Origin of the sequence: Rathayibacter sp. VKM Ac-2926, from assembly GCF_022815565.1 — a bacterium.
Classification (GTDB): Bacteria; Actinomycetota; Actinomycetes; order Actinomycetales; family Microbacteriaceae; genus Rathayibacter; species Rathayibacter festucae.
Window position 1 is genome coordinate 1 of sequence record NZ_JALGRS010000008.1, and the last position, 23,970, is coordinate 23,970.

The following is a 23,970-nucleotide window of genomic DNA, read 5'->3' on the forward strand; positions in this document are numbered from 1 at the left end:
CAATCACCACCGACCCCACACCGGAATCGGCGGATCAACCCCCGCAGAACGCGTCCACAACCTCACGGGGAACTACAGCTAGCCGCTCCGCCGCGCTGTCCAGCACCTCGAAGCGCTTGCAGAACGCGAATCGCACCAGCGAGCGGTAGGCGTCCGCGTCCTCGGTGCTGCAGAACGCCGAGACCGGCACCGCCACCACCCCGGCGAGACCGGGCAGCGCCCGGCAGAAGGCGACCCCGTCGTCCCAGCCGAGCGGAGCCGCGTCCGCGACGACGAAGTACGACCCCGCCGACGGCGACACCGTGAAGCCGGCCGCCGCGAGCCCGGCGGAGAGCACGTCGCGCTTGCGCTCCAGGGTCGCCGCGATGCCGGTGAAGAACGCGTCGGGCAGCCCGAGGCCGACGGCGACCGCGCCCTGGAACGGCGACCCGCTGACGTAAGTGAGGAACTGCTTCACCGCGAGCACCGCGGTGATCAGCGCGCGCGGCCCGGTGATCCAGCCGATCTTCCAGCCGGTGGTGCTGAAGGTCTTGCCCGCGGAGGAGACGGTGAGCGTGCGCTCCCGGGCGCCGGGCAGCGTCGCGATCGGCACGTGGCCGCCGTCGAAGCGCAGGTGCTCGTAGACCTCGTCGGTGACGATCAGCGCGTCGTGCCGGTGTGCGAGCCGCACGATCAGCTCCCGGGTCTCGGCGGGCAGCACCGAGCCGGTCGGGTTGTGCGGGTCGTTGACCAGGATGACCCGGGTGCGGTCGGTCACCGCGGCCGCCAGCTCCTCGTGGTCGACGTGGAAGTCCGTCCCCCGCAGCGGGACCGTGCGGTGCACGCCGCCGGCCAGGGCGATCAGCGCGCCGTAGGCGTCGTAGTGCGGAGTGAAGGTGACGACCTCGTCGCCGGGCTCGAGGAGCGCGAGCAGCGTCGCCGCGAGCGCCTCCGTGGCGCCGGTCGTGACCAGCACCTCGCCGTCCGGGTCGACGGCGAGGTCGTAGAACCGCCGCTGGTGCGCCGAGACGGCCTCGCGGAGCACCGGGAAGCCCGGCCCCGGCGGGTACTGGTTGAGGCCCGCGGAGATGGCCGCGCGCGCCGCCTCGAGCACCTCCTGCGGCCCGTCCTCGTCCGGGAAGCCCTGACCGAGGTTGATCGCCCCGGTCCGCGCGGCGAGGGCGCTCATCTCGCTGAAGACGGTGGCGGCGACCTCGCCGCTCGGGCCGAGAAGACCGGCGCCGGCGGCGGCGCGGGTCCAGGATCCGTGGATGCTCACCCCGCCAGTCTGGCGGCTGGGGCCCCGCGGGCGCACCGGCGGGCATTGGCGTGCCGCTCGCAGGCGCGTCATAAGGAACGCACAGGTTCCCTGGTCAAGCTATCCCCGCTTGGAAGGAGCACCACCCATGACCGAGAGTCACGACGGTCCTCGTCAGCCGGAGGATCCCCGCACGCCGGAGGATCGCCGCCACGAGGCGAACCAGCCCATCTCCGGCGAGCACACCCCCGGACAGCCCACGTACCCCTCGGGCACCGGAGTGCCGTCGTCGTCCACCGGGCCCACCGAGCCCCTCCCGTCCTACACGTCGAACTCGGCGGAGGGGAACCAGGCCCAGCCGGTCCCGCCGACCCCGCGCTACGGCCAGTTCGCCCCTCCCGCGGCGCACACCGTGCAGAGCACCGAGCAGCCGCCCGTCGGCGAGCAGGGCTCGTTCGGCGGCGGCCAGCCCCCGGTCGGCCCGCCCACCGCGACCAAGCGCCGCGCCGGAGTCGGCGTCGTCGCGGCCCTCGCGATCGGCGCGGTCGTCGGCGGAGTCGCCGGAGCCGGTGTCTTCGGCCTCTGGTCCGCCTCCAACGGGGCCGGCACCCGCGTGGTGTCCTCCAGCGGCTCGCAGACGATCACGGTGAACAACGCCGAGGACGCGACCACCGCGACCGCCGTCGCCGCCAAGGCCACGCCGAGCGTCGTCACGATCGCCGTCGCCGGCAGCTCCTCGTCCGGCACCGGCTCGGGCATCGTCCTCTCGAAGGACGGCTACGTCCTCACCAACACCCACGTCGTCACCCTCGACGGCCAGATCTCGGACGGCGCGGTCACCGTGACCACGCAGGACGGCCGCATCTTCACCGCGACCATCGTCGGCACCGACCCGACACTCGATCTCGCCGTGATCAAGCTGGCCGACGCGACCGACCTGGTCCCAATGACCTTCGCCGACTCGACCGAGGTCAACGTCGGCGACACCGCCGTCGCGATCGGCGCGCCGCTGGGCCTCTCCGGCACCGTCACCGACGGCATCGTGAGCGCGCTCAACCGGAGCATCCAGGTCGCCTCCTCCGCCGCCCCCGACGACTCGGGCGACAGCTCGAGCGGCAGCACCGAGAGCCCGTTCAACTTCGACATCCCCGGCCAGACCCAGCAGACGCCGGCCACGAGCACCATCTCGCTGCCCGTCATCCAGACGGACGCGGCGATCAACCCCGGCAACTCGGGCGGCGCGCTGCTCGACAGCGACGGCGAGCTGATCGGCGTCAACGTGGCGATCGCGAGCGCGGGGCAGTCCTCGAGCTCGAGCGGGCAGTCCGGCAACATCGGCGTCGGCTTCGCGATCCCGAGTGCCATCGCCGAGCGCGTCGCGAAGGAGATCATCGCGAACGGCTCCGCCACGCACGGCCTGCTCGGCGCGAGCGTGTCGGACTCCACCCAGGACGTCCTCGGCGCGAAGATCCAGGAGGTGACCAGCGGCGGTGCCGCGCAGGCCGCCGGCCTGGCTGCGGGCGACATCGTTACCGGCGTGGCCGGGACGCCGATCACGAGCGCCTCGGACCTCACCGCCCAGGTGCGCGCGCAGGCCGCGAACGCCGACGTGAAGCTGACCTACGTGCGCAGCGGCAAGACCTTCGAGGTCGACGTCACGCTCGGCACCATGGCCACCAGCTGACTCCTTCCGCAGTGAGCGGCAGCCCCCGGGGATCCGTCCCCGGGGGCTGCTCCGCGTCCGCGGGGCGGTGCGCGACCCGCTGGTAGTGTGGGGCGCCCGCGTCCGGCCAGGACGCCCGGCCCCGCCTCACGAACTGGACCCATGCAGCCCGAGACCCCGACGGACGACCTCCCCGATCTGCCCGGCGTCTCCTACGTGATGCCCGTGCTCAACGAGGTCACCCACGTGCGGGCGGCGGTCGACTCCCTGCTGGCTCAGGACTACACCGGGCCCTTCGACGTCGTCCTCGCGCTCGCGCCCAGCATCGACGGCACCGAGCGGCTCGTCGCCGAGCTCAGCGCGGCCGACGAGCGGATCCGCGTCGTGGCCAATGCCGTCGGCTCGACTCCCGCCGGGCTGAACGCCGCGATCCGCGCCTCGCGGCACCCCGTCGTCGTCCGCGTCGACGCGCACTCCGTCCTCCCGCCGGACTACGCGCGGATCGCCGTCGAGGCGCTGCAGCGCTCGGGCGCCGCGAACGTCGGCGGAGTGATGGCGGCCGAGGGGCTGACGCCGTTCCAGCGCGCCGTCGCCCGGGCGTACGGCTCGCGGATCGGCCTCGGCGGCACCCCGCACCATGTCGGCGGCGAGGAGGGCCCGGCCGACACCGTGTACCTCGGCGTCTTCCGCCGCTCCGCCCTCGAGCGCGCCGGGCTCTTCGACGAGCGCTTCAAGCGCGGCCAGGACTGGGAGCTCAACCGCCGGCTTCGCGAGGCGGGCGGCCTCGTCTGGTTCACCCCGCGGCTCACCGTCACCTACCGGCCCCGGCCGTCGATGCGGGCGCTGCTGCGGCAGTTCCTCTCCACCGGGATGTGGCGGGGCGAGCTGACGCGGCTGTTCCCGGCCTCGCGGTCCCTCCGCTACTTCGCACCCCCCGTCCTCGTGGCGCTGCTCGCCCTCGGCCTGCTCGCCGGGGTCGCCGGAGCGCTGCAGGCGCTGCTCGGCGCCGCGCCCTGGCTGCTGATCGGCCTCGTCGTCCCGGTCGGCTACCTCGCCCTCGTGGCGGCGGCCACGACCGCCGTCGCCCGCGTCGACGGACCGCGCACCATGCTGTGGTTCCTCGTCGTGATCCCCGCCATCCACGTGGCCTGGGGCACCGGCTTCGTGCTCGGCTTCGCGGGCCTCACCAGCAACATCGCGGCGCACCGCCACCACCCCGCGGCCGACTCCGCCGCCGACTCCGCGAGGGACGCATGACCAGCACCGCCAGACCGCGATCGATCGCCGAGCTCCGCGCGGTCGCCCAGCCGCCCGAGGTCCGCGGACGGCGCAACGCCGAGCACTGGACGGCGTCGCTCTACCTGCGGCGCTTCTCGCCGTACCTGACCATGCAGCTGCTGCGCACCTCGATCTCGGCCAACGGCGTGACCGGGCTGATGATCATGGTCGGCTGGAGCGCGGCCGCGGCGCTGCTGATCCCCGGGATCGCCGGCGCCGCCCTCGCGCTGATCCTCGGCCAGCTGCAGATGCTCGTCGACTGCTGCGACGGCGAGGTCGCGCGCTGGCGCCGCACCTCGTCGCCCGCCGGCGTCTTCCTCGACAAGGTCGGCCACTACACGACCGAGTCGCTGATCCCGATCGCGCTCGGACTGCGCGCCGCCGGGATCCCCTTCGACGCTCCGGAGGACTTCCTCTGGACCTCGATCGGCCTCGCACTCGCGCTCGTGATCGTGCTGAACAAGGCGCTCAACGACATGGTGCACGTCGCCCGGGCGAACGCCGGGCTGACGAAACTCGCCGACACCAAGGGGGAGGCGACGCCGTCCTCCTCCGCTCTCGCCCGCCTGCGCCGTGCCGCGCGGTTCCTGCCGTTCCACCGGCTGTACCACTCGGTCGAGCTGACCATGCTGGCCTTCGCCGCGAGCCTGGTCGGGCTGGTCGTCGGCGCCGGAACGGCCGACCGGGTGCTGGTGTCGGCGCTGCTGCCGCTCGCGCTCCTCGCGCTCGTCGGCCACTTCGTCGCGATCATGGCGTCCAAGCGTGTCCGGTCCTGAGCCGGGCGGGCTGCCGCGCGTCGGCGTCGTCGTCCTGACCCAGGGCACGCGTCCCGACGACCTCGCGGCCGGGCTCGCGAGCGTCCTCGCCCAGCAGGGCGTCGAGCTCGACGTCGTCTGCGTCGGCAACGGCTGGACGCCCGAGGGACTGCCCGAGGGCGTCCGCGCGCTCGCCCTCCCCGAGAACCTCGGCATCCCCGCCGGCCGCAACGCCGGCGTCCCCGCAGTGACGGGGGAGTATCTGTTCTTCCTCGACGACGACGCTCGCGTGCCCTCGCCGAGCTTCCTCCGCGACGCGATCGCGCTGCTCGCCTCGCCGCGCCGGATCGGCATGGTGCAGCCGCGCGTCGACAGCGTCGACGGCGCACCCGCGCCCCGGCGCTGGACCCCGCGCATCCTCAAGGGCGACCCGCGCCGCTCCGGACCCGTCTTCTCGGTCTGGGAGGGTGCGGTGGTGCTGCGCCGCGACGTCTTCGAGCAGACCGGCGGCTGGGCCGCTCCCTTCTTCTACGCGCACGAGGGCATCGAGCTGGCCTGGCGGGTCTGGGACACCGGGCGCAGCACCTGGTACGCGGGCGAGCTCGTCGCCCAGCACCCTGTGATCCAGCCGACCCGGCACGCCGACTACTACCGGCTGAACGCTCGCAACCGGGTGTGGCTCGCCCGCCGCTCGCTGCCGGCTCCGCTGGCGCTCGCCTACGTCGGCTCGTGGACCGCGATCCAGTGCCTGCGCTGGCGGAACGACCGTGCGGCGCTCCGGGCCTGGTTCGCGGGCTGGCGCGAGGGCTGGACCGCCGACCCCGGGGAGCGCCGCATTCTGGCAGGCCGGACGCTGCTGCGCATGACGGTCGCCGGGCGTCCCCCGATCGTCTAGCATCGGGGAATCCGCCCCCCGCCGGGCGGACGCCCCTCGGAAGGACGACGGTGTTCGATTCGACGCAACTCCCCTCGACAGCTCTGCCCGGTGCAGTGCTGGACGAGCCGGTGCCCACCCCCGACGACCTGATCGCGGACGTGCGCTCCCGCGTGGACGCCCTCGGCGGACCGGTCGCCGATCCCGAGTTCCAGTCGCGCCTGGACGCCCGCCTCCCGCGGCTGGTCGACCTGCTCGCCGCGGTCTACGCGCATCGCGACGACCTCGTCGAGCAGATCGTCGCCCTGGTCGAGCTCGCCGCGACCTCCTGGCAGGAGCGCCCGGAGGATCTGCGCGCGCTCGATCGTGCCCGCGGGCAGCACCCGGACTGGTTCCTCTCCAACAAGGCCCTCGGCGGCGTCTGCTACGTCGACCGCTTCGCCGGCGACCTCGCGGGGCTGCGCGCCGAGATCCCCTACTTCCGCCAGATCGGGCTCAACTACCTGCACCTGATGCCGGTCTTCGACGCTCCGGAGGGGGAGTCGGACGGCGGCTACGCGGTGTCCAGCTACCGCCGCGTGCGCCCGGACCTCGGCGACATGGACGATCTGCGCCTGCTCGCGGCCGAGCTGCGCGAGCACGGCATCGCGCTCGTCGTCGACTTCGTCTTCAACCACACCTCGAACGAGCACGAGTGGGCGCGGAAGGCGCTCGCGGGCGAGCAGCGCTACGAGGACTACTACTGGATCTACCCCGACCGCGAGCAGCCGGACGCCTTCGAGCGCACCACCCGCGAGATCTTCCCCGACGACCACCCCGGCTCCTTCGTGCAGCTCGAGGACGGCCGCTGGGTGTGGGCGACCTTCCACCGCTACCAGTGGGACCTCAACTACTCGAACCCCGAGGTCTTCCGCGCGATGGCCGGCGAGATGCTCTTCCTCGCCAACCAGGGCGTCGACGCGCTGCGGATGGACGCGGTCGCCTTCATCTGGAAGGAGCTCGGCACCACCTGCGAGTCCCAGCCCGAGGCGCACGTGCTGCTCCGCGCGTTCAACGAGGTCTGCCGGCTCGCCGCTCCGTCGCTGCTGTTCAAGTCCGAGGCGATCGTGCACCCCGACGAGGTGATCGAGTACATCGACCTCGAGGAGTGCCAGCTCTCCTACAACCCGCTGCAGATGGCGCTGACCTGGGAGGCGCTCGCGACCCGCGACGTCCGGCTGCTCGCCCAGGCGCTCGAGCGGCGGCACGCGCTGCCGGCCGGGACGGCGTGGGTCAACTACGTCCGCGGGCACGACGACATCGGCTGGACCTTCGCCGACGAGGACGCCGCCGAGCTCGGCATCGACGCGGCCGGGCACCGGCGCTTCCTCAACGACTTCTACACCGACCGCTTCGAGGGGACCTTCGCCCGGGGCGTGCCGTTCCAGGAGAACCCGCGCACCGGCGACCGCCGGGTGTCCGGCACGACCGCCTCGCTCGCGGGCGTCGAGGCCGGCGACCCGTACGGGATCGACCGGGTGCTGCTCGCGCACTCCATCGCCCTCAGCACCGGCGGTCTGCCGCTGCTCTACCTCGGCGACGAGGTGGGACAGCTGAACGACCACGGCTACCTGGACGACCCGAGCACCGCGGGCGACTCCCGCTGGGTGAACCGCCCGCGGCGGCCCGCGGAGCGATACGCCGAGCGCGAGACCCCCGGCGCCGACGCGGCCGAGATCTTCGGCGGGCTCCTGCACCTGATCGCGATCCGCAAGCGGACCGACCTCTTCGCAGGCAACGCGCTCACCGTCTTCGACGCGGTCAACGACCACGTGCTCGGCTACCAGCGCCCCGGCGACGGCGAGGCCGTGCTCGTCCTGGCCAACGTCTCCGACGAGGCGCAGGAGGTCGCGCCGGAGCGCTTCGGCGGCTTCGCTCCCGAGGCGGTCGACCTGGTCACCGAGATCGCCGTCGACCTCCGCGAGGGCTTCCGCCTCGCCCCCCTGCAGTTCGTCTGGCTGCGCGTGACCCCGGCCCCTCACCTGCAGATCGAGTAGCCCCGCAGGAGCCCATAACCTGCTGGTCGAGTAGCCCCGGAGGGGCGTATCGAGACCCGGCGTCCCCCAGCACGCGGTGCCATCCATGCTGGTCGAGTAGCCCCGGAGGGGCGTATCGAGACCCACCGTCGCACGGACGCCGGTCTGCAGAGCCGACCTTCAGGCCGCGGTGGATCTCGATACGCCCGCTGCGCGGGCTCCTCGATCAGCATGGTGGACACCGCTCCGGCTGCTCGATCAGCATGCTCAAACCCGGCTTGTACCCTGGTCCGATGACACCCGCACCCCGCGCCGTCCTCTCCCGTCTGCTCCGGGACGCGACACTGGCGCGCGGAGTGGCCGGCGACCTGCTGACAGCGCGGCGGGCCCGCCGCGACGTCGCCCGCGAGCTCGCGGCCCGCGCGCCGCTGACGCCCGGCGTCTTCGAGATCGGCGTCTACTTCGCCGACGGCGACATCAACCTCTACCAGCTGCGCCAGTGGTACGCGCCGCTGCAGGAGCTCGCCAAGACCCATCCGGTCGTCCTCCTCTCCCGGAACGCCACCGCCACCCGGGCGCTGCTGCGCGAGAGCCCGATCCCGGTCGCGCACGTGCGCTCCGTCGCCGACCTCGAGACCGCCATCGACGAGCAGCCGCTGCGGATCGTCCTCTACGTCAACCAGAACGCGCGCAACTTCCAGATGATGCGCTACGGGCGCCGCTGGCACGTCTTCGTCAACCACGGCGAGAGCGACAAGATGTACATGACGACCAACCAGTTCAAGGCGTACGACTACAGCTTCATCGCCGGCGACGCCGCGCTCGCCCGCCTGCGCCGCGTGCTCTGGGACTTCGACTTCGACAAGCGCGCCGTGGCCATCGGCCGCCCGCAGGCCGTCCACGTCTCCGGCCGCACTCCCTACCCCGCGGACGAGCGCCGCGTCGTGCTCTACGCCCCCACCTGGGAGGGCGACCGCCCCGCCGCCGGCTACGGCTCGATCCGCACCCACGGCGTCGCGCTCACCCGCGCCCTGCTGGCCGACTCCCGCTACCGCCTCGTCTACCGGCCGCACCCGCGCAGCGGCGCCGTCGACCCGGCCTACGGGGCCTCCGACCGCGAGATCGTCGCGCTGATCGCGGCGGCGAACGCGGCGGATCCGGCGGCCCGGCACGTGCACGACACCTCCGCCGAGCTCGGCTGGCAGCTCACCGCCGACATCGCGGTGCTGGACGTCTCGGCCATGGTCTACGACCGGCTCGCGACCGGCCGCCCGCTGCTGGTCACCCGGCCGATCAGCCCGGCGGCCGAGGTCGACGAGTCCGGCTACCTCGGCGATGCGGAGTGGCTGCGCGCCGAGGACGCGGCCGCGATCGTCGCCCGGCTCGAGAGCGTCGAGCACGACGAGGCGGCGGTCGAGCGCCTCGAGCGCTGGGTCGCCCACTACTTCGGCGACACGAGCCCCGGAGCCGCGACCGCCCGCTTCCACGCGGCGATCGAGCAGCTGCTCGCCGAGTGGGACCGGCACGCCGAGCTGCACCGCGACGACGCCGCCGTCGACGAGCACGATCCCGAGCACTGAGCGGGCCGCCGGCCACGCGGCCCACCACCCCTCCGGCGCCCGTCCGTCAAGCCTTCTCCCGCGGCGCGGGCGGCCGTCCGCGCCCCGCTACGCTCGACGCATGATCACCCCGCGCGCCTTCGCCCGCTCCCGCCGGCGTGCCGCCGCGCCGGCCCAGCCCGTCGTCGAACCCGACATCGTGGTGTCGAGCGACCCGGAGCGACCGCAGTTCACCATCCGCTCGTTCCGGATCGGCCTGTTCGGCGGTCTCGGCGTGCTCGTCGCCCTCGTGGTCGGCGGGCTCGTCGTCTCGCTGAGCACGGTGCTCACCTACGTCTTCGTCGCGCTGTTCTTCGCCCTCGGCCTCGACCCGCTCGTCTCCTGGCTGGAGAGCAAGAGGATCCCGCGCGCGCTGGCGATCACGATCGTGCTGGCCTCGGTGCTGCTGATCTTCGCCGGGCTGCTCCTCTACATCATCCCGATCCTGATCGAGCAGCTCACCATCTTCGTGACGAGCGCTCCCCGGATCGTCTCCGACATCGCCTCGCAGCCGTGGGTGCTCGACCTGGAGCGGCAGCTCAGCGGCGTCGTCGACGTCGACTCGCTCATCGGCAACGTGCAGAGCTTCATCGGCAACCCGAACAACCTGCTCTCGCTCGGCGGCGGCATCCTCGCGGTCGGCAGCGGCATCGCGAGCGGCGTGACCGGCGCGATCATCGTGCTGATCCTCACCCTCTACTTCCTCGCCTCGCTGCGCTCGATGAAGTCGGTCGCCTACCGCTTCGCGCCCGCCTCCCACCGCCCGAAGGCGCGCGAGGTCGGCGAGGAGATCACCGGCGCGGTGGGCCGCTACGTCGTGGGCCAGGTCTCGCTCGCGGCCGTCAACGGCGTGCTGACCTTCATCCTGCTGCTGATCATCGGCGGCCCGGTGCCGGCGCTGCTGGCCTGCGTGGCCTTCCTCGGCTCGCTGATCCCGCTCGTCGGGACGATCTCGGGCGCCGTCATCATCTCGCTCGCCTGCCTGCTCGCCTCGCCGGTGACGGCGCTCGTCGCGGCGATCTACTACCTCGTCTACATGCAGGTCGAGGCGTACGTCCTCAGCCCGCGGATCATGAACCGCGCCGTGTCCGTGCCCGGCGCCGTCGTCGTCATCGCGGCCGTCGCGGGCGGCACGCTCGCGGGCGTGCTGGGGGCCCTCGTGGCGATCCCCGTGGCGGCCTCGGTGATCATCGTGGTGCAGAAGGTCGTGTTCCCGAGGCAGGACACGAAGTAGGGTCCACTTCGGCGCGTCGCTTCGCGACGGTGCACGTGCGGCCGGGGCGGCGCGTCACTGCGTGACGGCGCGGGTGCGGTACCTCGCCGCGACTCCTTCCCGCGCGCCTGCGGCGCGCCCGCCAGACCCGAGCCAGGAGCCGCGACGAGGCACCGCACCCGCGCCTCGTGCTCGGCTGAGGGCTCCCGATGCTGGTCGAGCAGCCCCGGAGGGGCCCATCCATGCTGGTCGAGCAGCCCCGGAGGGGCGTATCGAGACCCGCCGTCTCAGACACGGTGGATCTCGATACGGCCGCTCCGCGCCCTACTCGATCAGCAAGCAGCTCATGCTGGTCGAGTAGCCGCGCAGCGGCGTATCGAGACCCGCGGTCGTCAACCGGGAGGATCTGCAGACTCGTCTTCTGACGCGGGTGGATCTCGATACGCCCGCTGCGCGGGCTACTCGATCAGCATGACGGCGCCGCAGTCGTGCTGGGCGAGTGGTCCGCAGGGGCGCATCCATGTTGGTCGAGTAGCCCCGGAGGGGCGTATCGAGACCCGCGTAGTCAGCGGGGCGGGTCTGCAGGCTCGTCCTCCCAGGACGGTGCGGGATCAGCGGAAGGGCGGCACCGTGCTGTCGACCGTGCGGGTGAAGGCGGTCGCGGACGCGGGCAGCTCGGGAGCGGAGCCGGGGGCCGGCGCCGCGGGGAGGGTGCGGGTGACCAGGGGGACGGTGCCCGCCCAGACGCCGGGGGTCTGGGCGTCGTCGTCGGAGGGGCCGGCGGCGCGGATCTTGAGGCTCGCCTCGGCGAGGGGCAGGCGGAGGACGAGGGTGGCGGCGATCTCGCGAACGGTGCTCGGGCGGATCTCGGCGGAGCGGCCGGGGAGGAAGCGCTCGGTGAGCAGGTCGAGGGCGCGGGCCTTGGCGGGGCCCTCGACGGGCTCGGCGCGGCCGAGGATCATCGCGGAGCGGTAGTTCATCGAGCTGTCGAAGGCGGAGCGGGCGACGACGAGGCCGTCGACGAGGGTCACGGCGACGGTGAGCAGCGAGCCGCGCGCCGCCTCGCGCAGGAGGCCGCCGCCGCTCGAGCCGTGCAGGAGGAGGTCGTCGCCGTCGCGGGCAAAGAGGATCGGCAGCACGATCGCGGCCCCCTCGCGAACGACGGCGACGTGCGCGATCAGCGCTTCGTCGAGCAGGGCGTCCAGGGCGCCGCGGTCGAGGACCTGGCGGTCGCGGAGCCGGGTGACGCGGGTGCGGTCGGTGGTGTCGAGGGTGTCCATGGTCCGAGGATCGCGTCCGCACTGGATCTGCGAGAATGCCAGGGAGCCACAGGTCGAGTGGTCCAGAACGGGGAAGTCCATGGCGTCCGGTGATCTCGAGGTGCCGCTGCTGCTGCGGGCGCCGGAGCGCGGAGCGGTCCGCTCCGGGCTGGCCGAAGCGCTGCGGGCGGCGGTGCTCGACGGGCGCTTCGGGGCCGGCGACGCCATCCCGTCCAGCCGGGTCCTGGCGCAGCAGCTGGGGGTCTCGCGCGGCTCGGTCGTCGCGGCGGTCGATCAGCTGGTCGGCGAGGGCTACCTCGTGGCGCATCCTCGTGCGGCGGTGACGGTGGCGGCCGACGGGGTGGTCGTGCCGATCCGGTCCCGGGTCGAGCGGGCGGAGCCGGCGGTGGTGCCGGCGACGGCCCGGCTGGATCTGCGGCCGGGGCGCCCGGACACGCGCGATCTCGACGGGCCGGAGTGGCGGGCCGCCTGGCGGCCGGCGCTCTCGGCGCCGCCCTCGGAGCTGCCGTCGGCGGCGGGGCACGCGGGTCTGCGGAGGCGGATCGCCGAGCAGCTGCGGCGCTCGCGCGGGATCGACGTCGAGGCGGAGGACGTCCTCGTGACGAGCGGGACCGCGGACGCCGTCGCTCTGCTGGTGCGGGCGGCCGCCACCGCGCTCGGCCGTCCGGTGCGGGTCGCGGTCGAGGACCCGGGCTACCCGGCGGTGCGGCGGCGGCTGCGCGCGGAAGGCCACGAGGTCGTCGGGGTACCGGTCGACGCGGACGGCATCGACCTGGACGCGCTCGCGACGAGCGGCGCGGACGTCGTGGTCGTCACGCCCTCGCATCAGTACCCGACCGGAGGGCGCCTGGCGCTCGCCGCCCGGCTCGAGCTGGTGCGCCGCGCGGCGACGGAGCGGCTGCTGGTGATCGAGGACGACTACGACAGCGAGTTCCGCTACGTCGGCGCACCGCTGCCGGCGCTCGCGTCGCTCGACGGCGGCGGGGGAGTGGCGCACGTCGGCTCGTTCTCGAAGACGGTGTCGCCGTGGCTGCGGGTGGCGTATCTGACTCTGCCGCCCTCGTCGTGGCTGCACGGGGCGGTGCGGGAGGTCGACGCCGAGCGCGACGCCTCCGTCTCGGGCCCGACGCAGGAGGCGCTCGCCGCGTTCATGGCGGGCGGCGGCTTCCGGCGGCACCTCACCCGCTCGCGGCGCCGCTACGCGCACCGTCGCGGGCTGGTCCGCGACTTCTCCGAGGCGATCGACTGGGGCTCGGCGCGTGGACTCGACGGCGGGCTGCACGTGGTGCTCGGGCTGCCCGCGCCGCTCACGGCGAGGGCGGTCGTCGCGGCACTCGCGGCGGAGGGGCTCCTCGTCGCTCCGCTCGACGACTACGCCCTGGCCGACCGCGCGGAGGAGGAGGCGCTGGTCCTCGGCTACGGCAGCGCGAGCGATCTCGAGCTGACCGCCGCGCTGAGCACGATCGACCGCACCGTCCGGGCACTGCTCGGCGGCGGTCCCGCCGTCCGTGGTATCCCTGGAGGATGACCGCCGACTCCGCCCTGCACATCACCGACGACGCCGACGCCGACGCGCTGCTCACCCGCGACCCGCTCGCCCTGCTGATCGGCATGCTGCTGGATCAGCAGGTGGCGATGGAGACGGCGTTCTCGGGGCCGCTGAAGCTCGAGCAGCGCCTGGCCGAGGAGGGGTCGTCCTTCGACGCGGCCGCGATCGCGGACTTCGACGAGGACCGGTTCTCGGATCTGTCCCGGACGCCCCCGGCGATCCACCGCTACCCGGCGAACATGGCCGGCCGGGTGCAGACCCTCTGCCGCGCGATCGTCGACGACTGGAACGGCGACGCCTCGGCCATCTGGACCCGCGACGACCCCGACGGCCGCGAGGTGCTCGCCCGCCTCAAGGCACTGCCCGGCTTCGGCGACCAGAAGGCCCGCATCTTCGTCGCCCTGCTCGGCAAGCGCCGCGGGTTCGAAGGCGAGGGCTGGCGCGAGGCCGCCGGCGCCTACGGCGAGGAGGGCTCGTTCCGCTCGGTCGCCGACATCGTCTCGCCCGAGTCCCTGACCAAGGTCCGCGCCACGAAGCAGGCGGCCAAGGCCGCCGCCAAGGCCAAGAAGTAGGACGCGCGCGCGGCTCGCGCCTCACGCTGATCGAGTAGCCGCGAAGCAGCGAAGCCGCTTCGCGTCTCTGCGGTGAGGGTGAGGACACGGCTACGCCCCGTCATGCTGGTCGGGTAGCCCCGCGGGGGCGAAGCCGCTTCGCGTCTCCGTGGTGAGGGAGAGGACGCGCCTGCGCCCCGTCATGCTGGTCGAGTAGCCCCGCAGGGGCGTATCGAGACCCGCCGTCACCAGCAGGACGGGTCTGCAGACTCGCCTTCCGACGACGGTGGATCTCGATACGCCCGCTGCGCGGGCTACTCGATCAGCAGGGATGCGGCGGCTCCGCGCTCTGCTACCGGACCCGACCGGCGAGATCGAGGACCGACGTGATGCAGCTGCTCTCCGTGCCGATCCCCGCGCCCCCTGGTCAGAACCGCTCGGCGTTGGTTACCATGTCGTGTCTCCTTCCGGATCTCGCGATCCGGTCGGATGACTTCACCGGGCCGGGTGGACACGACTGAACGGTCGTCGGACAGTGTCCTTTCAGGTCACTTCCCCCACCCGGTCCGGCCCTCCGATCCCTCTGGGCGCAGAGCGGATCAGCCGCAGGCGGCGGCGTATCGAGACCTGCGGGAGCGTGCCGTGCCGGAAGCGTGGCGTTGATGCTGCCGTTCGACACCGCACGACTCCGGTTCCGCGAAATGACCGCGGCGGACGTCGATCTCCTGGCCGGATTGCTCGGCGACGCGGAAGTGATGCGCTACTACCCGGCCTCGAAGACCCGCGCTGAGGCCGCCGACTGGATCGCCTGGAACCGGCGCAACTACGAGCGCGACGGCTTCGGGCTGTGGATCATCGAGACCACGGACCGCGAGTTCGTGGGGGACTGCGGCCTGACCTGGCAGGGCGTCAACGGCGTCCCCGAGCTGGAGGTCGGCTACCACGTCCGCTCCTCCCTGCAGGGGCGGGGCTACGCCACGGAGGCCGCGACCGCGTGTCTCGAGCTGGCTCGACGGTGCGGCCTCGCGGAACGCCTCGTGGCGATCATCCATCCCGAGAACAGCGCCTCCCAGCGCGTCGCCGAGAAGATCGGGCTCCGCGTCGCCGGTGAGGCCCGCGACGGCGGCCCGCTGGTGCGGATCGTCCTCGCGACTCCGCTCGACGGGTCCCGGTCCCGTCCCGAGGAGGGTTGAGAGGCCGGAGAACGGTTCGGCCTCAGCTGCGCGGCCGAGGTCGTCCGGTGGGTGGATCTCGATACGCGCCCTGCGGGCGCTACTCGATCAGCATGCTGTGGCGGCTGCCACGCCTCCGGCTGCTGCGAACGCGACGGCGACTTCGGCTGCCGCGGCTGCTGCGCTTCCTGCGCCTGCTGCTACGCCGGCTGCGGATGCTGCACCTGCTCGACGACCTGCTGAACGGTCGGCGGCCCTCCATGCTGGTCGAGTAGCCGCGCAGCGGCGTATCGAGACCCGGGGAATCGGATCGCCCTGGCGATTCGATTCCGCAGTGGCCGGGGCTAGAGGCGGTCGGCGAGGGCCGCGATGAGGGCCGCGCGGTCCTCGCGGAGGATCGAGGCGCCGGCGCCGGGGACCGTGCGGACCTCCGCGCCGTGGTCGGCGAGGACGCCGCCGAGCGAGGAGTGGCCGAGCGGGTCCTCCGGCAGCACGGCCAGCGTCGGCACCGGGAAGGCGTCCGGGGCGTCGGCCGCGCCGCGCGCCGTCAGACCGGAGGCGGACTCCGGGTCCCACAGTGCGTGGGCCGAGACGTCGAGCTCGATCTGCTCGTCGGTCCAGATCGGGTGGCGGTGCCGCAGATCGTCGGCGTCGCCCTTCTCGACGTGCGCGATCGAGCCGCCGCGGCGCAGCGCGAGGCCCTTCGCGTCGGAGAAGGCGGGGTCGAGCAGGATCAGCCGCTCGGCGCGGTACTCCGGGGCGAGCCGCGCGGCGACGACGGCGCCGAGGCCGTGCCCGATCACCAGGTCGGGCGACTGCAGGACCGAGGCGCGCACGTCCTCCGCCCAGTGGCCGACGGAGTAGGCGGGCGACTTCGGCGAGCCGCCGTGCCCGGCGAGGTCGGGCGCGACGACGCGGTAGCCGTGCTCGTGCAGCGTGGGCACCAGGGCGTACCAGACGCGCGAGTCCGTGCCGAGGCCGTGCAGCAGCAGGGCGATCTTCTCGCCGGAGCCGCCGTAGTCGCGGACGTGCAGCTCGAGCGGCGCGGCACCGGCCGCGAGCGCCTTCCGCTCCGCCTTCGTCGGCGGGAGCACGAAGGTGTTGCCGAACTCGCGCGGGGCCGGACCGAACGCGTCCCGCGCGCTCTGCACGACCTTGCGGCCGAGCATCGCGTTGCCGACGCCGCCCAGCGCGGCGCCGATCCCGAACGGCATCGCCCGCCCGACCAGCCCGGCGCCCTGCTGCGCGAGGAAGTGCTTGGCGAACGACTTCTTGGCCCGGTCGGCCAGCTCGCCCACGAGGAACGACGGCAGTCCCTTGGTCACCACGGAGCCCCAGTACTGGTTCATTCCGGTGCTGGTGCCGGTCGCGTGCCCGGCGACCTGGCGCACCAGCTCGCTGCCGGAGGAGCCCATCATCAGCGTGAGCACGAGGGCGCGGGCGCGGTCCGGGTCCTCGAGGCGGATGCCGTGCACCTCGGTGACCGACTGCGCGAAGAGGGCGCTCGCCTCGAGGAAGCCGATCGCCCCGGCGCCGGAGAGCGCGACGGACGCGGCGGTGCCGATCCCGGGGACGACCGCAGTCGCTCCGATGGCCGCACCGCCGGCGGCGACGCTGGAGAGGTACTGGCGCTCGAGGGAGGTGATCAGCTGCTCGGGAGTCGCGTTCGGCCGGCGACGCCGCAGCGCCCGGATGTTCGCGAGGACCGCGGGCCGCTGGACGGCGAGGACGCGGTCCAGGATCCGGGCCAGCTGCGCGTTCTCGACGTCGGCGGTGCCGGCCTGCTCGAGCTCGTCGCGGTCCTTGCGGTCCTTCTTCGAGGACATGTCTGCACTCCTGCGTCGTGAGGTCCCGCGCGTCGCGCTGTCGCGGCGAGCTCCGGGCCGTGCGGCTCGGACTGCCGGTCACTCCGCGGCGGGCTGCGCTTTCGGCGCGTAGTCCTCAGAATACCGGGCGAGAACCTGATCGATCGGTGCGTCGAGCACCAGCGCGCCCTTGTCCAGGTAGAGCCCGCGGGTGCAGAAGCGACGGAGGTCGCGCTCGTTGTGCGAGACGAAGAAGAGCGTCCGGCCGGCCGCGAGCAGCTCCTCGATCCGGGCGTAGCACTTCTCGCGGAACGCCTTGTCGCCCACCGCGAGCACCTCGTCGACCAGGATGATCGGCTCCTCGAGCCGCGACACCACCGAGAAGGCGATCCGCACCTTCATCCCGCTGGAGAGGTGCTTGTACGGGGTGTCCAGGAAGTCGCCGATCTCGGCGAACTCGATGATCGAGTCGAACCGGTCGTCGACCTCGCGCTTGGACATGCCGTGCAGCCCCGCGGTCAGGTAGACGTTCTCCCGGACGCTGAGGTCGGCGACGAAGCCGCCGGTGATCTCGATCAGCGGAGCGACCCCGCCGCGGACCTCGACCACGCCCTCGTCCGGCAGCACGACGCCGGCGACGAGCTTCAGCAGCGTCGACTTGCCCTGGCCGTTCCGGCCGACGACGCCGATCGCCTCGCCCGCGTGCACCCGGACGTCGAGCCCGCGCAGGGCCCAGAACTCGCCGGGTCGCGAGCGTCGCGTCCCGCGGGAGAAGAGGTCCTTGAAGGAGCGACGGCCGCGGCGGTTCCGCCGGAACCGGATCCCGAGACCCCGGCACTCGATCACGACAGGGGCCTCGCCGCCGGGGCGCTCGTCAGCGGAGGACACGGTCACAGCTCCTTCAGCACCGCGCGCTCGGAGCGGCGGAAGACGATCAGGCCGAGACCGAGCACGAGGAACGAGATCAGCACGGAGGTGAGGATGAGCGGCAGGTCGAGCTCGCTCGCGAAGAAGGTGGAGCGGTAGAGCGCGAAGATCCCGCTGAGGGGGTTCAGCGCGGCCCACGGCCGGATCGCGTCGGGCAGGTTCGCCGTCGAGTAGATGATCGGCGAGGCGTAGAAGAGGAAGCGCAGCACCAGCTTGATCGCGCGCTCGAGGTCGCGGAAGAACACGACGAGCGGGGCGACCAGCAGGCCCACGCCGAGCGTGAGCACGCCCTGGAGCAGGATCGCGAGCGGGAAGAGCAGGATCGCCGGCGTCACTCCCGCTCCCGCGACGACCGCGAAGAGCACGAGCACCGGCAGACTCGCCACGAACTCGATGCCCTTGGACAGCACGATCCGGCCGACCCAGATGGTGCGCGGGATCGACGTGGAGCGCACGAGCTTCGCCTCGCGGAGGAAGGCGCGCGTCGCATCCGACGTCGCCTGGTTGAACCACATCCACGGCAGCAGGCCCGCGAGCAGGAAGACGATGTACGGGTCCTCGCCGACGGTGCGCTTGAAGACGACGGTGAAGACGAAGTAGTAGATGCCCGACATCACCAGCGGGTCGAGCACCGACCACACGTAGCCGAGCGCGCTGGTGGCGTACCGGACCGTGAGGTCGCGCTTGGTCAGCAGCCAGAGCGAGTGCCGGTAGCGCCAGGCCCGCGAGCGGTGCGGACGCAGGGCGGTCGCACCGGCGTCGACACGTGCGGGGCTGCTCACGGCAGGCGACTCCTCTCGACCGGCTCGGATCGAGCCGGACGAGACGCGAGCCTCAGACGAAGAGGTTCGCCCGCTCGAGATCCTCGGCGAAGTCCACCTCGACGGCGTAGAGGTCGGAGATGTCCATCGGCTCGACGAGCAGTCTGTCCTGCTCGATCGCCAACTCTATTCCACGCTCGAAGTAGTCCTGGGCGTCGACCCGGGCCAGCTGGCGGATGAGCGCCGGCTTGTCCGCGGCCGAGACGTAGTTGATCCCGACGGCCTCGCCGAGTCCGCGCTTGACGGTCTTGGACAGCTCGTCGATGTAGCCCTCGGCGCTGGTCGTGTACTTGACCTCCTCGTCGGACACCTTCGCGGTGTTGACGGTGACGAAGGAGGCGTCCTTCGCGATGAGGTCCGCGGTGCGGTCGAGGATGCGCGGGTCGAAGACGACGTCGCCGTTCATCCAGAGCACGCCGCCCTGGCCGGAGGCCTGCAGCGCGCGGAGGAGGCTCTTCGAGGTGTTGGTCTGGTCGTACTGCTCGTTGTAGACGAACGTCGCCGAGGGGAACGCCTCGATGATGTGCTCGAGCTTGTAGCCGACGACGATGCTCACCGGCACCTTCGTGCCGAAGGCGTGGTGGATGTTGTCGAACTGCTGCTGCATGATCGTGCGGCCGTCGCTCAGCGGCGTCAGCGGCTTCGGCAGGGAGCGGCCGAGCCGGCTGCCCATGCCTGCGGCGAGGATGACGACGGAGGCGGGCGCACCGGTGGAGTCGCCGGCGGGGGCGGTCGGGAAGGGCTTGCTCGTCATGTGTTCTCCTCGCGTCGATCGCGGCGGAACGATGTGTTCACCGCCGCGTAGCGATCCTTAACCGGCGTGCAGCGACCTGATCGCTTCCTGGGTCGCCACTTAGTGTACTGTGCACGCCTTCGAAGGCCAGGGGTTGCCAGGAGCCGTGTCGGCGAGACGGATCCCAGGCTCCTCTCCACAGGGCCCGGCGCGCCCCGTCCCCGTCCGGAGCGACTTGGTACCGTAGCCGGATGACGTCCGCGACGAACGCCGAGGAATCCGAGCGCGACGGCGCTCCGCCCGCCGAGTCGCCGACTCCCGCAGAATCGTTCGCGAAGGAGACCGCGGATCCGGCCGCTCCTGCGCGGACGGCCGACCCCTCGCCGAAGCCCGAGAACGCCCAGCCCGCCGACCCCGAGCACCCCGTCGTCTTCGAGCTGCACGCCCTCACCCGCACCTTCGGGCGCACGGTGGCGGTCGACCGCATCGACCTCGCCGTCCGCGCCGGCACCTTCTACGGGATCATCGGTCCGAACGGCGCGGGCAAGACCACGACGCTGTCGATGATGACCGGGCTCCTCCGCCCCGACACCGGCCGCGTGCTCGTGCACGGCGTCGACGTCTGGAAGGACCCGCGGACTGCGAAGCCGCTGATCGGCGTCCTGCCCGACCGCCTGCGCCTGTTCGACCGCCTCACCGGCGCGCAGTTCCTCTACTACTCCGCCGCGCTGCGCGGGATCGACCGGAAGACCGCCAAGCAGCGCACCGTGGAGCTCGCCGAGGCGCTCGGACTGACCGACGCGCTCGAGCGGCTGATCTCCGACTACTCGGCCGGCATGGCCAAGAAGGTCGCGCTCGCCGGCGCCATGATCCACGCGCCCCGCGTCCTGGTGCTCGACGAGCCGTTCGAGTCGGTCGACCCGGTCTCCTCCGCGGCCGTGATCACCGTCCTGCGCCGCTTCGTCGCGGGCGGCGGCACCGTCGTGCTCTCCAGCCACGGCCTCGACTTCATCGAGCGCGTCTGCGACGACGTCGCCGTGATCGTGGGCGGCAAGGTCCTCGCCGCCGGGTCCGTCGAGGAGGTCGCCGGCACCGCGACGCTCGAGGAGCGCTTCCTCGAGCTCGCGGGCGGCAAGCAGATCGCCGAGGGGCTGCAGTGGCTGCACGACTTCTCCGGCTGAGGCTCGACGTCCTGCTCGGCGCCTTCCGCTCGGGCGCGCGGCACACGGGCGGCGCCCTGCTCGGAGTGCTCGTCGTCGTCGTGGCGACCGCCGCGCTCCTGTCCGGTCTCGGCACGCTCGAGCCCGGCTCCTGGCTCGCGGACGACGCCGTCGTCGCCGGGGGAGCGGTCGTCACGCTCGGCTTCCTGGTGCTCCCGTTCCTGCTCGGGCCGAAGGATCCGATGGACCCGCGGGCGTTCCGGCTCTTCGGCTTCCCGAGCGGCCGGCTCGCGGCCGCCCTCGCGCTGGCCGGGCTCGTCTCCCTCCCCGTGCTCGCGCTCGTCGTCCTCGGCGCGGCGACGATCCGGCTGTTCCCCGCCGCCGGCCTCCTGGCCGTGATCGGTCCGCTGCTCGGCGTCCTCACCGCGGCGCTGCTGGGCCGGATCGGCCTCGCCGCCTCGTCGGCGCTGGTGCCCTCCCGCACGGCGCGGGAGCTGCTCGCGGTGCTCGGCCTCGTCCTCCTGCTGACCGCGCCGGTCGCGCTCGTGCTGACCACCGGACTCGACTGGGGCGGCGAGGGCTCCGAGGCGCTGGAGCGGCTCGCCGCCGTCCTCGCGCCGACCCCCTTCGGCGCCGCCTGGGCGATCGCGCCGAGCGCGGCCTCCGGGGCGGTCGCCGGCCCGCTGCTGACCGCGCTGCTCACCCTCGTCGTCGCCGGGGCGCTCTGGTGGCTGGTCGTCCGCGCGCTGACCGTCCGCCCCGAGCGCACCTCCCGGCCGCCGCGCGGACTCCGCCTGGGCTGGTTCGACGTCCTCGGCGGCAGCCGCACCGGTGCCATCGCCGCGCGCAGCACGACCTACTGGCTCCGGGACCCCCGCTACCAGGCGTCGCTCGTCGCGGTTCCGCTGCTCCCGGTGCTCGCCGTGGTGCTGCTGGCCCTGGTGGGCGTGCCGTTCCCGCTGCTCTCGCTGCTGCCCGTCCCGCTCGTCGCGCTGTTCCTCGGCTGGTTCCTGCACAACGACGTCGCCTACGACGGCTCGGCCTTCTGGCTGCACGCCGCCGCCGGGGTGCGCGGCTGGTCGGACCGGCTCGGCCGCGCCTTCCCGACGCTGCTGCTCGGCCTGCCGGTCGTCGTGCTCGGCTCGCTCGTCAGCAGCGCCACCTCCGGCCTCGACGATGCGCTGCCGGTCCTGCTCGCGGTGAACGCCGCGCTGCTCCTGGTGCCCGCGGGGGTCGCGAGCGCCCTCTCCGCGCGGCTCGCCTACCCGGCGCCGCGTCCCGGCGACAGCGCCTTCGTCCAGCCGCAGGCACCGGGAGCGAGCGGAGCCGGCTCGCAGGCGCTCGCCTTCGGCCTCGGGCTGCTGCTGTCGGCGCCGGCCGTCGTGCTGGCGGTGCAGACCCTGTTCTTCGAGGGCGACCGGGACCAGGCGATCCTCGCGGGCCTCGGCAGCGCGGTCGGCGTCTTCGCCCTCGGCGTGCTGCTCGGCGGCTTCCTCTTCGACCACCGCGCGGCCGAGCTGGTCTCGTTCACCAGCCGCTACTGAGCCTGACGGAGCCCCGCCCGCTCCCGGGCTCCGAGCGTAGGATCGGAGGCATGACGTCCCGTTTCGAGAACAGCAGCACCGACCCCCTCGAGGGAGGCGGAGGAACCGCCACCCTCGACCGCGAACTCGAGGAGCTCCTCAACCAGGAGACGATCGAGCCGGGCGACCACGAGCGCTTCTCCCACTACGTGCCGAAGGACAAGATCCTCGAGAGCGCGATGACCGGCAAGCCCGTCCGCGCCCTCTGCGGCAAGAAGTGGCTGCCGGGCCGCGACCCGGAGAAGTTCCCCGTCTGCCCCTCCTGCAAGGAGATCTACGCCCGGATGAAGTAGGGCGCGCGGCCAGGCCCCCTCGGGAGCCGGGCCCGCCCCACTCCGGGTCCGCCCCGCTCCGGGTCCGTTCCGCTCCGGGACCGTTCCGCTCAGGCGTAGCGGGTCGGGATCACCGGGTCGCCGCGGCCGAGGCGCAGCGCGTCCTGCGGCAGCTCGATCACGGCGTTCGCCCGGTGCTCGCGCGCGGCGACGACACCCGTCGCACCGAGGTGCTCCTCGCGGATCCGGCCGTCCTCGATCAGCGGCACCAGCAGTGCGCGCTCGTCCTCGCCGACCGCGCCCTCGGGCCCGGCACCGACGTGCACGACCTCCTCGACGGCGATGCCGTCCTCGGTCAGGCGCCGCCCCGCGGACTTGCGTCCGCCGATGGAGGCCTTCGCCGCCGACTTCTTGGCGACCGAGACCCACTCGCCCGCGTCGTCCTCGTGCGCGACCAGCTTGTAGACCATGCCCGCGGTGGGGTGGCCGGAGCCGGTCGCGACCGAGGTGCCCACGCCGTAGGAATCGACGGGGGAGGCGGCCAGCGCCGCGATGCCGTACTCGTCCAGGTCGTTCGTGACGGTGATCCTGGCGCCGGTGGCGCCGAGCCCGTCCAGCTGCGCGCGGACGGCGGCGACCTGCTGGGGGAGGTCGCCCGAGTCGATCCGCACGGCGCCGAGCGAGGTGCCCGCGACGCGGACCGCGAGGTCCACCGCGGCGGTGACGTCGTAGGTGTCGACGAGGAGGGTCGTGCCCGGCCCGAGCGCGGCGACCTGCGCGCGGAAGGCGTCCTCCTCGGAGTCGTGCAGCAGCGTGAACGCGTGCGCGGAGGTGCCCATCGTCGGCACGCCCCAGCTGCGGCCCGCCTCGAGGTTCGAGGTGGCGCCGAAGCCGGCGATGTGCGCGGCGCGCGCGGCGGCGACCGCCGAGCGCTCGCCGGCCCGGCGGGAGCCCATCTCCGCCAGCGGGCGGCCGTCGGCGGCGGAGACCATCCGGGCCGCGGCGCTCGCCACGGCGCTGTCGTGGTTGAGCACGCTCAGCACCAGCGTCTCGAGCAGCACGCCCTCGGCGAAGGGCGCCTCGACGATCAGCACGGGGGAGCCGGGGAGGTAGACCTCGCCCTCGCGGTAGCCCCACATGTCGCCCTGGAAGCGGTAGTCGGCCAGCCAGTCCAGGGTGCGCGCGTCGACGACGCGGTTCTCCCGCAGCCAGTCGAGCTCGGCGTCGCCGAAGCGGAAGCGCGAGATCAGCTCGAGCAGGCGGCCGGTGCCGGCGAGGATCCCGTAGCGGCGCCCCGGCGGGAGGCTGCGGGCGAACACCTCGAACATGCAGCGCCGGTCGGCGGTGCCGCTGCCGAGAGCGCCCTCGACCATCGTCAGCTCGTAGCGGTCGGTGAGGAAGGACGTGGCATCCATCCGACCAGTGTTCCATGCACCGTTCCCTGCACGAGGCACCCTCCCCGGGCGCGGGTAGGCTCTTCCTCC

The 23,970-nt window shown here is 73.1% G+C and carries 20 protein-coding genes and 1 pseudogene; 14 read left to right on the forward strand and 7 right to left on the reverse strand.

Annotation, left to right across the window (positions count from 1 at the left end; genetic code table 11):
* Positions 1–70 precede the first annotated feature (70 nt).
* Positions 71–1,258 (reverse strand): annotated as a pseudogene (locus MT351_RS12235) (aminotransferase class I/II-fold pyridoxal phosphate-dependent enzyme); the annotation flags it as partial.
* A 127-nt stretch (positions 1,259–1,385) separates the two neighbouring features.
* Here MT351_RS12235 and MT351_RS12240 point away from each other — a divergent pair.
* The 7 genes from MT351_RS12240 (at position 1,386) to MT351_RS12270 (ending at position 10,654) form a co-directional block, all read left to right on the forward strand.
* Positions 1,386–2,921, forward strand: a complete 1,536-nt coding sequence (locus tag MT351_RS12240; protein WP_132437762.1) for a S1C family serine protease — start codon at positions 1,386–1,388, stop codon at positions 2,919–2,921.
* Positions 2,922–3,062: 141 nt separating this feature from the next.
* On the forward strand, positions 3,063–4,157 hold the full coding sequence (locus MT351_RS12245) for a glycosyltransferase family 2 protein (RefSeq protein ID WP_243582311.1): 1,095 nt from the start codon (positions 3,063–3,065) through the stop codon (positions 4,155–4,157).
* On the forward strand, positions 4,154–4,954 hold the full coding sequence (locus tag MT351_RS12250) for a CDP-alcohol phosphatidyltransferase family protein (protein ID WP_243582312.1): 801 nt from the start codon (positions 4,154–4,156) through the stop codon (positions 4,952–4,954). The genes MT351_RS12245 and MT351_RS12250 overlap by 4 nt, the downstream gene beginning before the upstream one ends.
* Positions 4,941–5,828: a glycosyltransferase family 2 protein gene (locus tag MT351_RS12255; protein ID WP_243582313.1), complete on the forward strand. Its 888-nt coding sequence runs from the start codon at positions 4,941–4,943 to the stop codon at positions 5,826–5,828. Before MT351_RS12250 ends, MT351_RS12255 begins: the two co-directional genes overlap by 14 nt.
* Positions 5,829–5,968: 140 nt before the next feature.
* Positions 5,969–7,843 carry an amylosucrase gene (locus MT351_RS12260; protein WP_243582386.1) on the forward strand — a complete coding sequence of 625 codons (1,875 nt, stop codon included), beginning with the start codon at positions 5,969–5,971 and terminating at the stop codon, positions 7,841–7,843.
* Between the two features lie 272 nt (positions 7,844–8,115).
* Positions 8,116–9,402: a hypothetical protein gene (locus MT351_RS12265; RefSeq protein WP_243582314.1), complete on the forward strand. Its 1,287-nt coding sequence runs from the start codon at positions 8,116–8,118 to the stop codon at positions 9,400–9,402.
* A gap of 100 nt (positions 9,403–9,502) precedes the next feature.
* Entirely contained in the window at positions 9,503–10,654 is a 1,152-nt protein-coding gene (locus MT351_RS12270) for an AI-2E family transporter (protein ID WP_123705088.1), read from the forward strand.
* 590 nt (positions 10,655–11,244) lie between these two features.
* On the opposite strand, the gene MT351_RS12275 is transcribed toward MT351_RS12270, so the two are convergent.
* On the reverse strand, positions 11,245–11,913 hold the full coding sequence (locus tag MT351_RS12275) for a pyridoxamine 5'-phosphate oxidase family protein (RefSeq protein ID WP_243582315.1): 669 nt from the start codon (positions 11,911–11,913) through the stop codon (positions 11,245–11,247).
* Positions 11,914–11,992: 79 nt separating this feature from the next.
* Here MT351_RS12275 and MT351_RS12280 point away from each other — a divergent pair, with 79 nt between their 5' ends.
* The 4 genes from MT351_RS12280 to MT351_RS12295 all read left to right on the forward strand — a co-directional run bounded on the left by MT351_RS12280 (position 11,993) and on the right by MT351_RS12295 (position 15,460).
* Complete coding sequence (locus MT351_RS12280) at positions 11,993–13,441, forward strand: PLP-dependent aminotransferase family protein (RefSeq protein WP_243582316.1); 1,449 nt, start codon at positions 11,993–11,995, stop codon at positions 13,439–13,441.
* Positions 13,438–14,034, forward strand: a complete 597-nt coding sequence (locus tag MT351_RS12285; RefSeq protein ID WP_243582317.1) for an HhH-GPD-type base excision DNA repair protein — start codon at positions 13,438–13,440, stop codon at positions 14,032–14,034. Before MT351_RS12280 ends, MT351_RS12285 begins: the two co-directional genes overlap by 4 nt.
* Positions 14,035–14,675: 641 nt before the next feature.
* Entirely contained in the window at positions 14,676–15,206 is a 531-nt protein-coding gene (locus MT351_RS12290; RefSeq protein ID WP_243582318.1) for a GNAT family N-acetyltransferase, read from the forward strand.
* 92 nt (positions 15,207–15,298) lie between these two features.
* Positions 15,299–15,460 carry a hypothetical protein gene (locus MT351_RS12295; protein WP_243582319.1) on the forward strand — a complete coding sequence of 54 codons (162 nt, stop codon included), beginning with the start codon at positions 15,299–15,301 and terminating at the stop codon, positions 15,458–15,460.
* Between the two features lie 69 nt (positions 15,461–15,529).
* Here MT351_RS12295 and MT351_RS12300 read toward each other — a convergent pair whose 3' ends face one another.
* From MT351_RS12300 to MT351_RS12315, 4 genes are all read right to left on the reverse strand, one after another.
* On the reverse strand, positions 15,530–17,011 hold the full coding sequence (locus MT351_RS12300; RefSeq protein ID WP_243582320.1) for an alpha/beta fold hydrolase: 1,482 nt from the start codon (positions 17,009–17,011) through the stop codon (positions 15,530–15,532).
* A 78-nt stretch (positions 17,012–17,089) separates the two neighbouring features.
* Complete coding sequence (locus tag MT351_RS12305; RefSeq protein WP_374204768.1) at positions 17,090–17,878, reverse strand: ABC transporter ATP-binding protein; 789 nt, start codon at positions 17,876–17,878, stop codon at positions 17,090–17,092.
* Between the two features lie 2 nt (positions 17,879–17,880).
* Positions 17,881–18,699 (reverse strand): ABC transporter permease, encoded by an 819-nt coding sequence (locus tag MT351_RS12310; RefSeq protein ID WP_372487873.1) that lies wholly within the window; start codon positions 18,697–18,699, stop codon positions 17,881–17,883.
* A 52-nt stretch (positions 18,700–18,751) separates the two neighbouring features.
* Complete coding sequence (locus tag MT351_RS12315) at positions 18,752–19,492, reverse strand: phosphocholine cytidylyltransferase family protein (RefSeq protein ID WP_279398309.1); 741 nt, start codon at positions 19,490–19,492, stop codon at positions 18,752–18,754.
* A gap of 230 nt (positions 19,493–19,722) precedes the next feature.
* Between MT351_RS12315 and MT351_RS12320 the strand changes: the two genes are divergently transcribed.
* The 3 genes from MT351_RS12320 to MT351_RS12330 are packed head-to-tail and all read left to right on the forward strand — an operon-like array spanning position 19,723 to position 22,507.
* Complete coding sequence (locus tag MT351_RS12320; RefSeq protein ID WP_243582321.1) at positions 19,723–20,652, forward strand: ABC transporter ATP-binding protein; 930 nt, start codon at positions 19,723–19,725, stop codon at positions 20,650–20,652.
* The gene (locus MT351_RS12325) at positions 20,628–22,175 is read left to right on the forward strand and encodes an ABC transporter permease (protein ID WP_243582322.1); all 1,548 of its coding nucleotides are present in this window, start codon (positions 20,628–20,630) and stop codon (positions 22,173–22,175) included. Before MT351_RS12320 ends, MT351_RS12325 begins: the two co-directional genes overlap by 25 nt.
* A 50-nt stretch (positions 22,176–22,225) precedes the next feature.
* Positions 22,226–22,507 (forward strand): DUF3039 domain-containing protein, encoded by a 282-nt coding sequence (locus tag MT351_RS12330; protein ID WP_123448008.1) that lies wholly within the window; start codon positions 22,226–22,228, stop codon positions 22,505–22,507.
* 89 nt (positions 22,508–22,596) lie between these two features.
* Here MT351_RS12330 and MT351_RS12335 read toward each other — a convergent pair whose 3' ends face one another.
* Positions 22,597–23,901: a nicotinate phosphoribosyltransferase gene (locus MT351_RS12335; RefSeq protein WP_243582323.1), complete on the reverse strand. Its 1,305-nt coding sequence runs from the start codon at positions 23,899–23,901 to the stop codon at positions 22,597–22,599.
* Between the last annotated feature and the right edge of the window lie 69 nt (positions 23,902–23,970).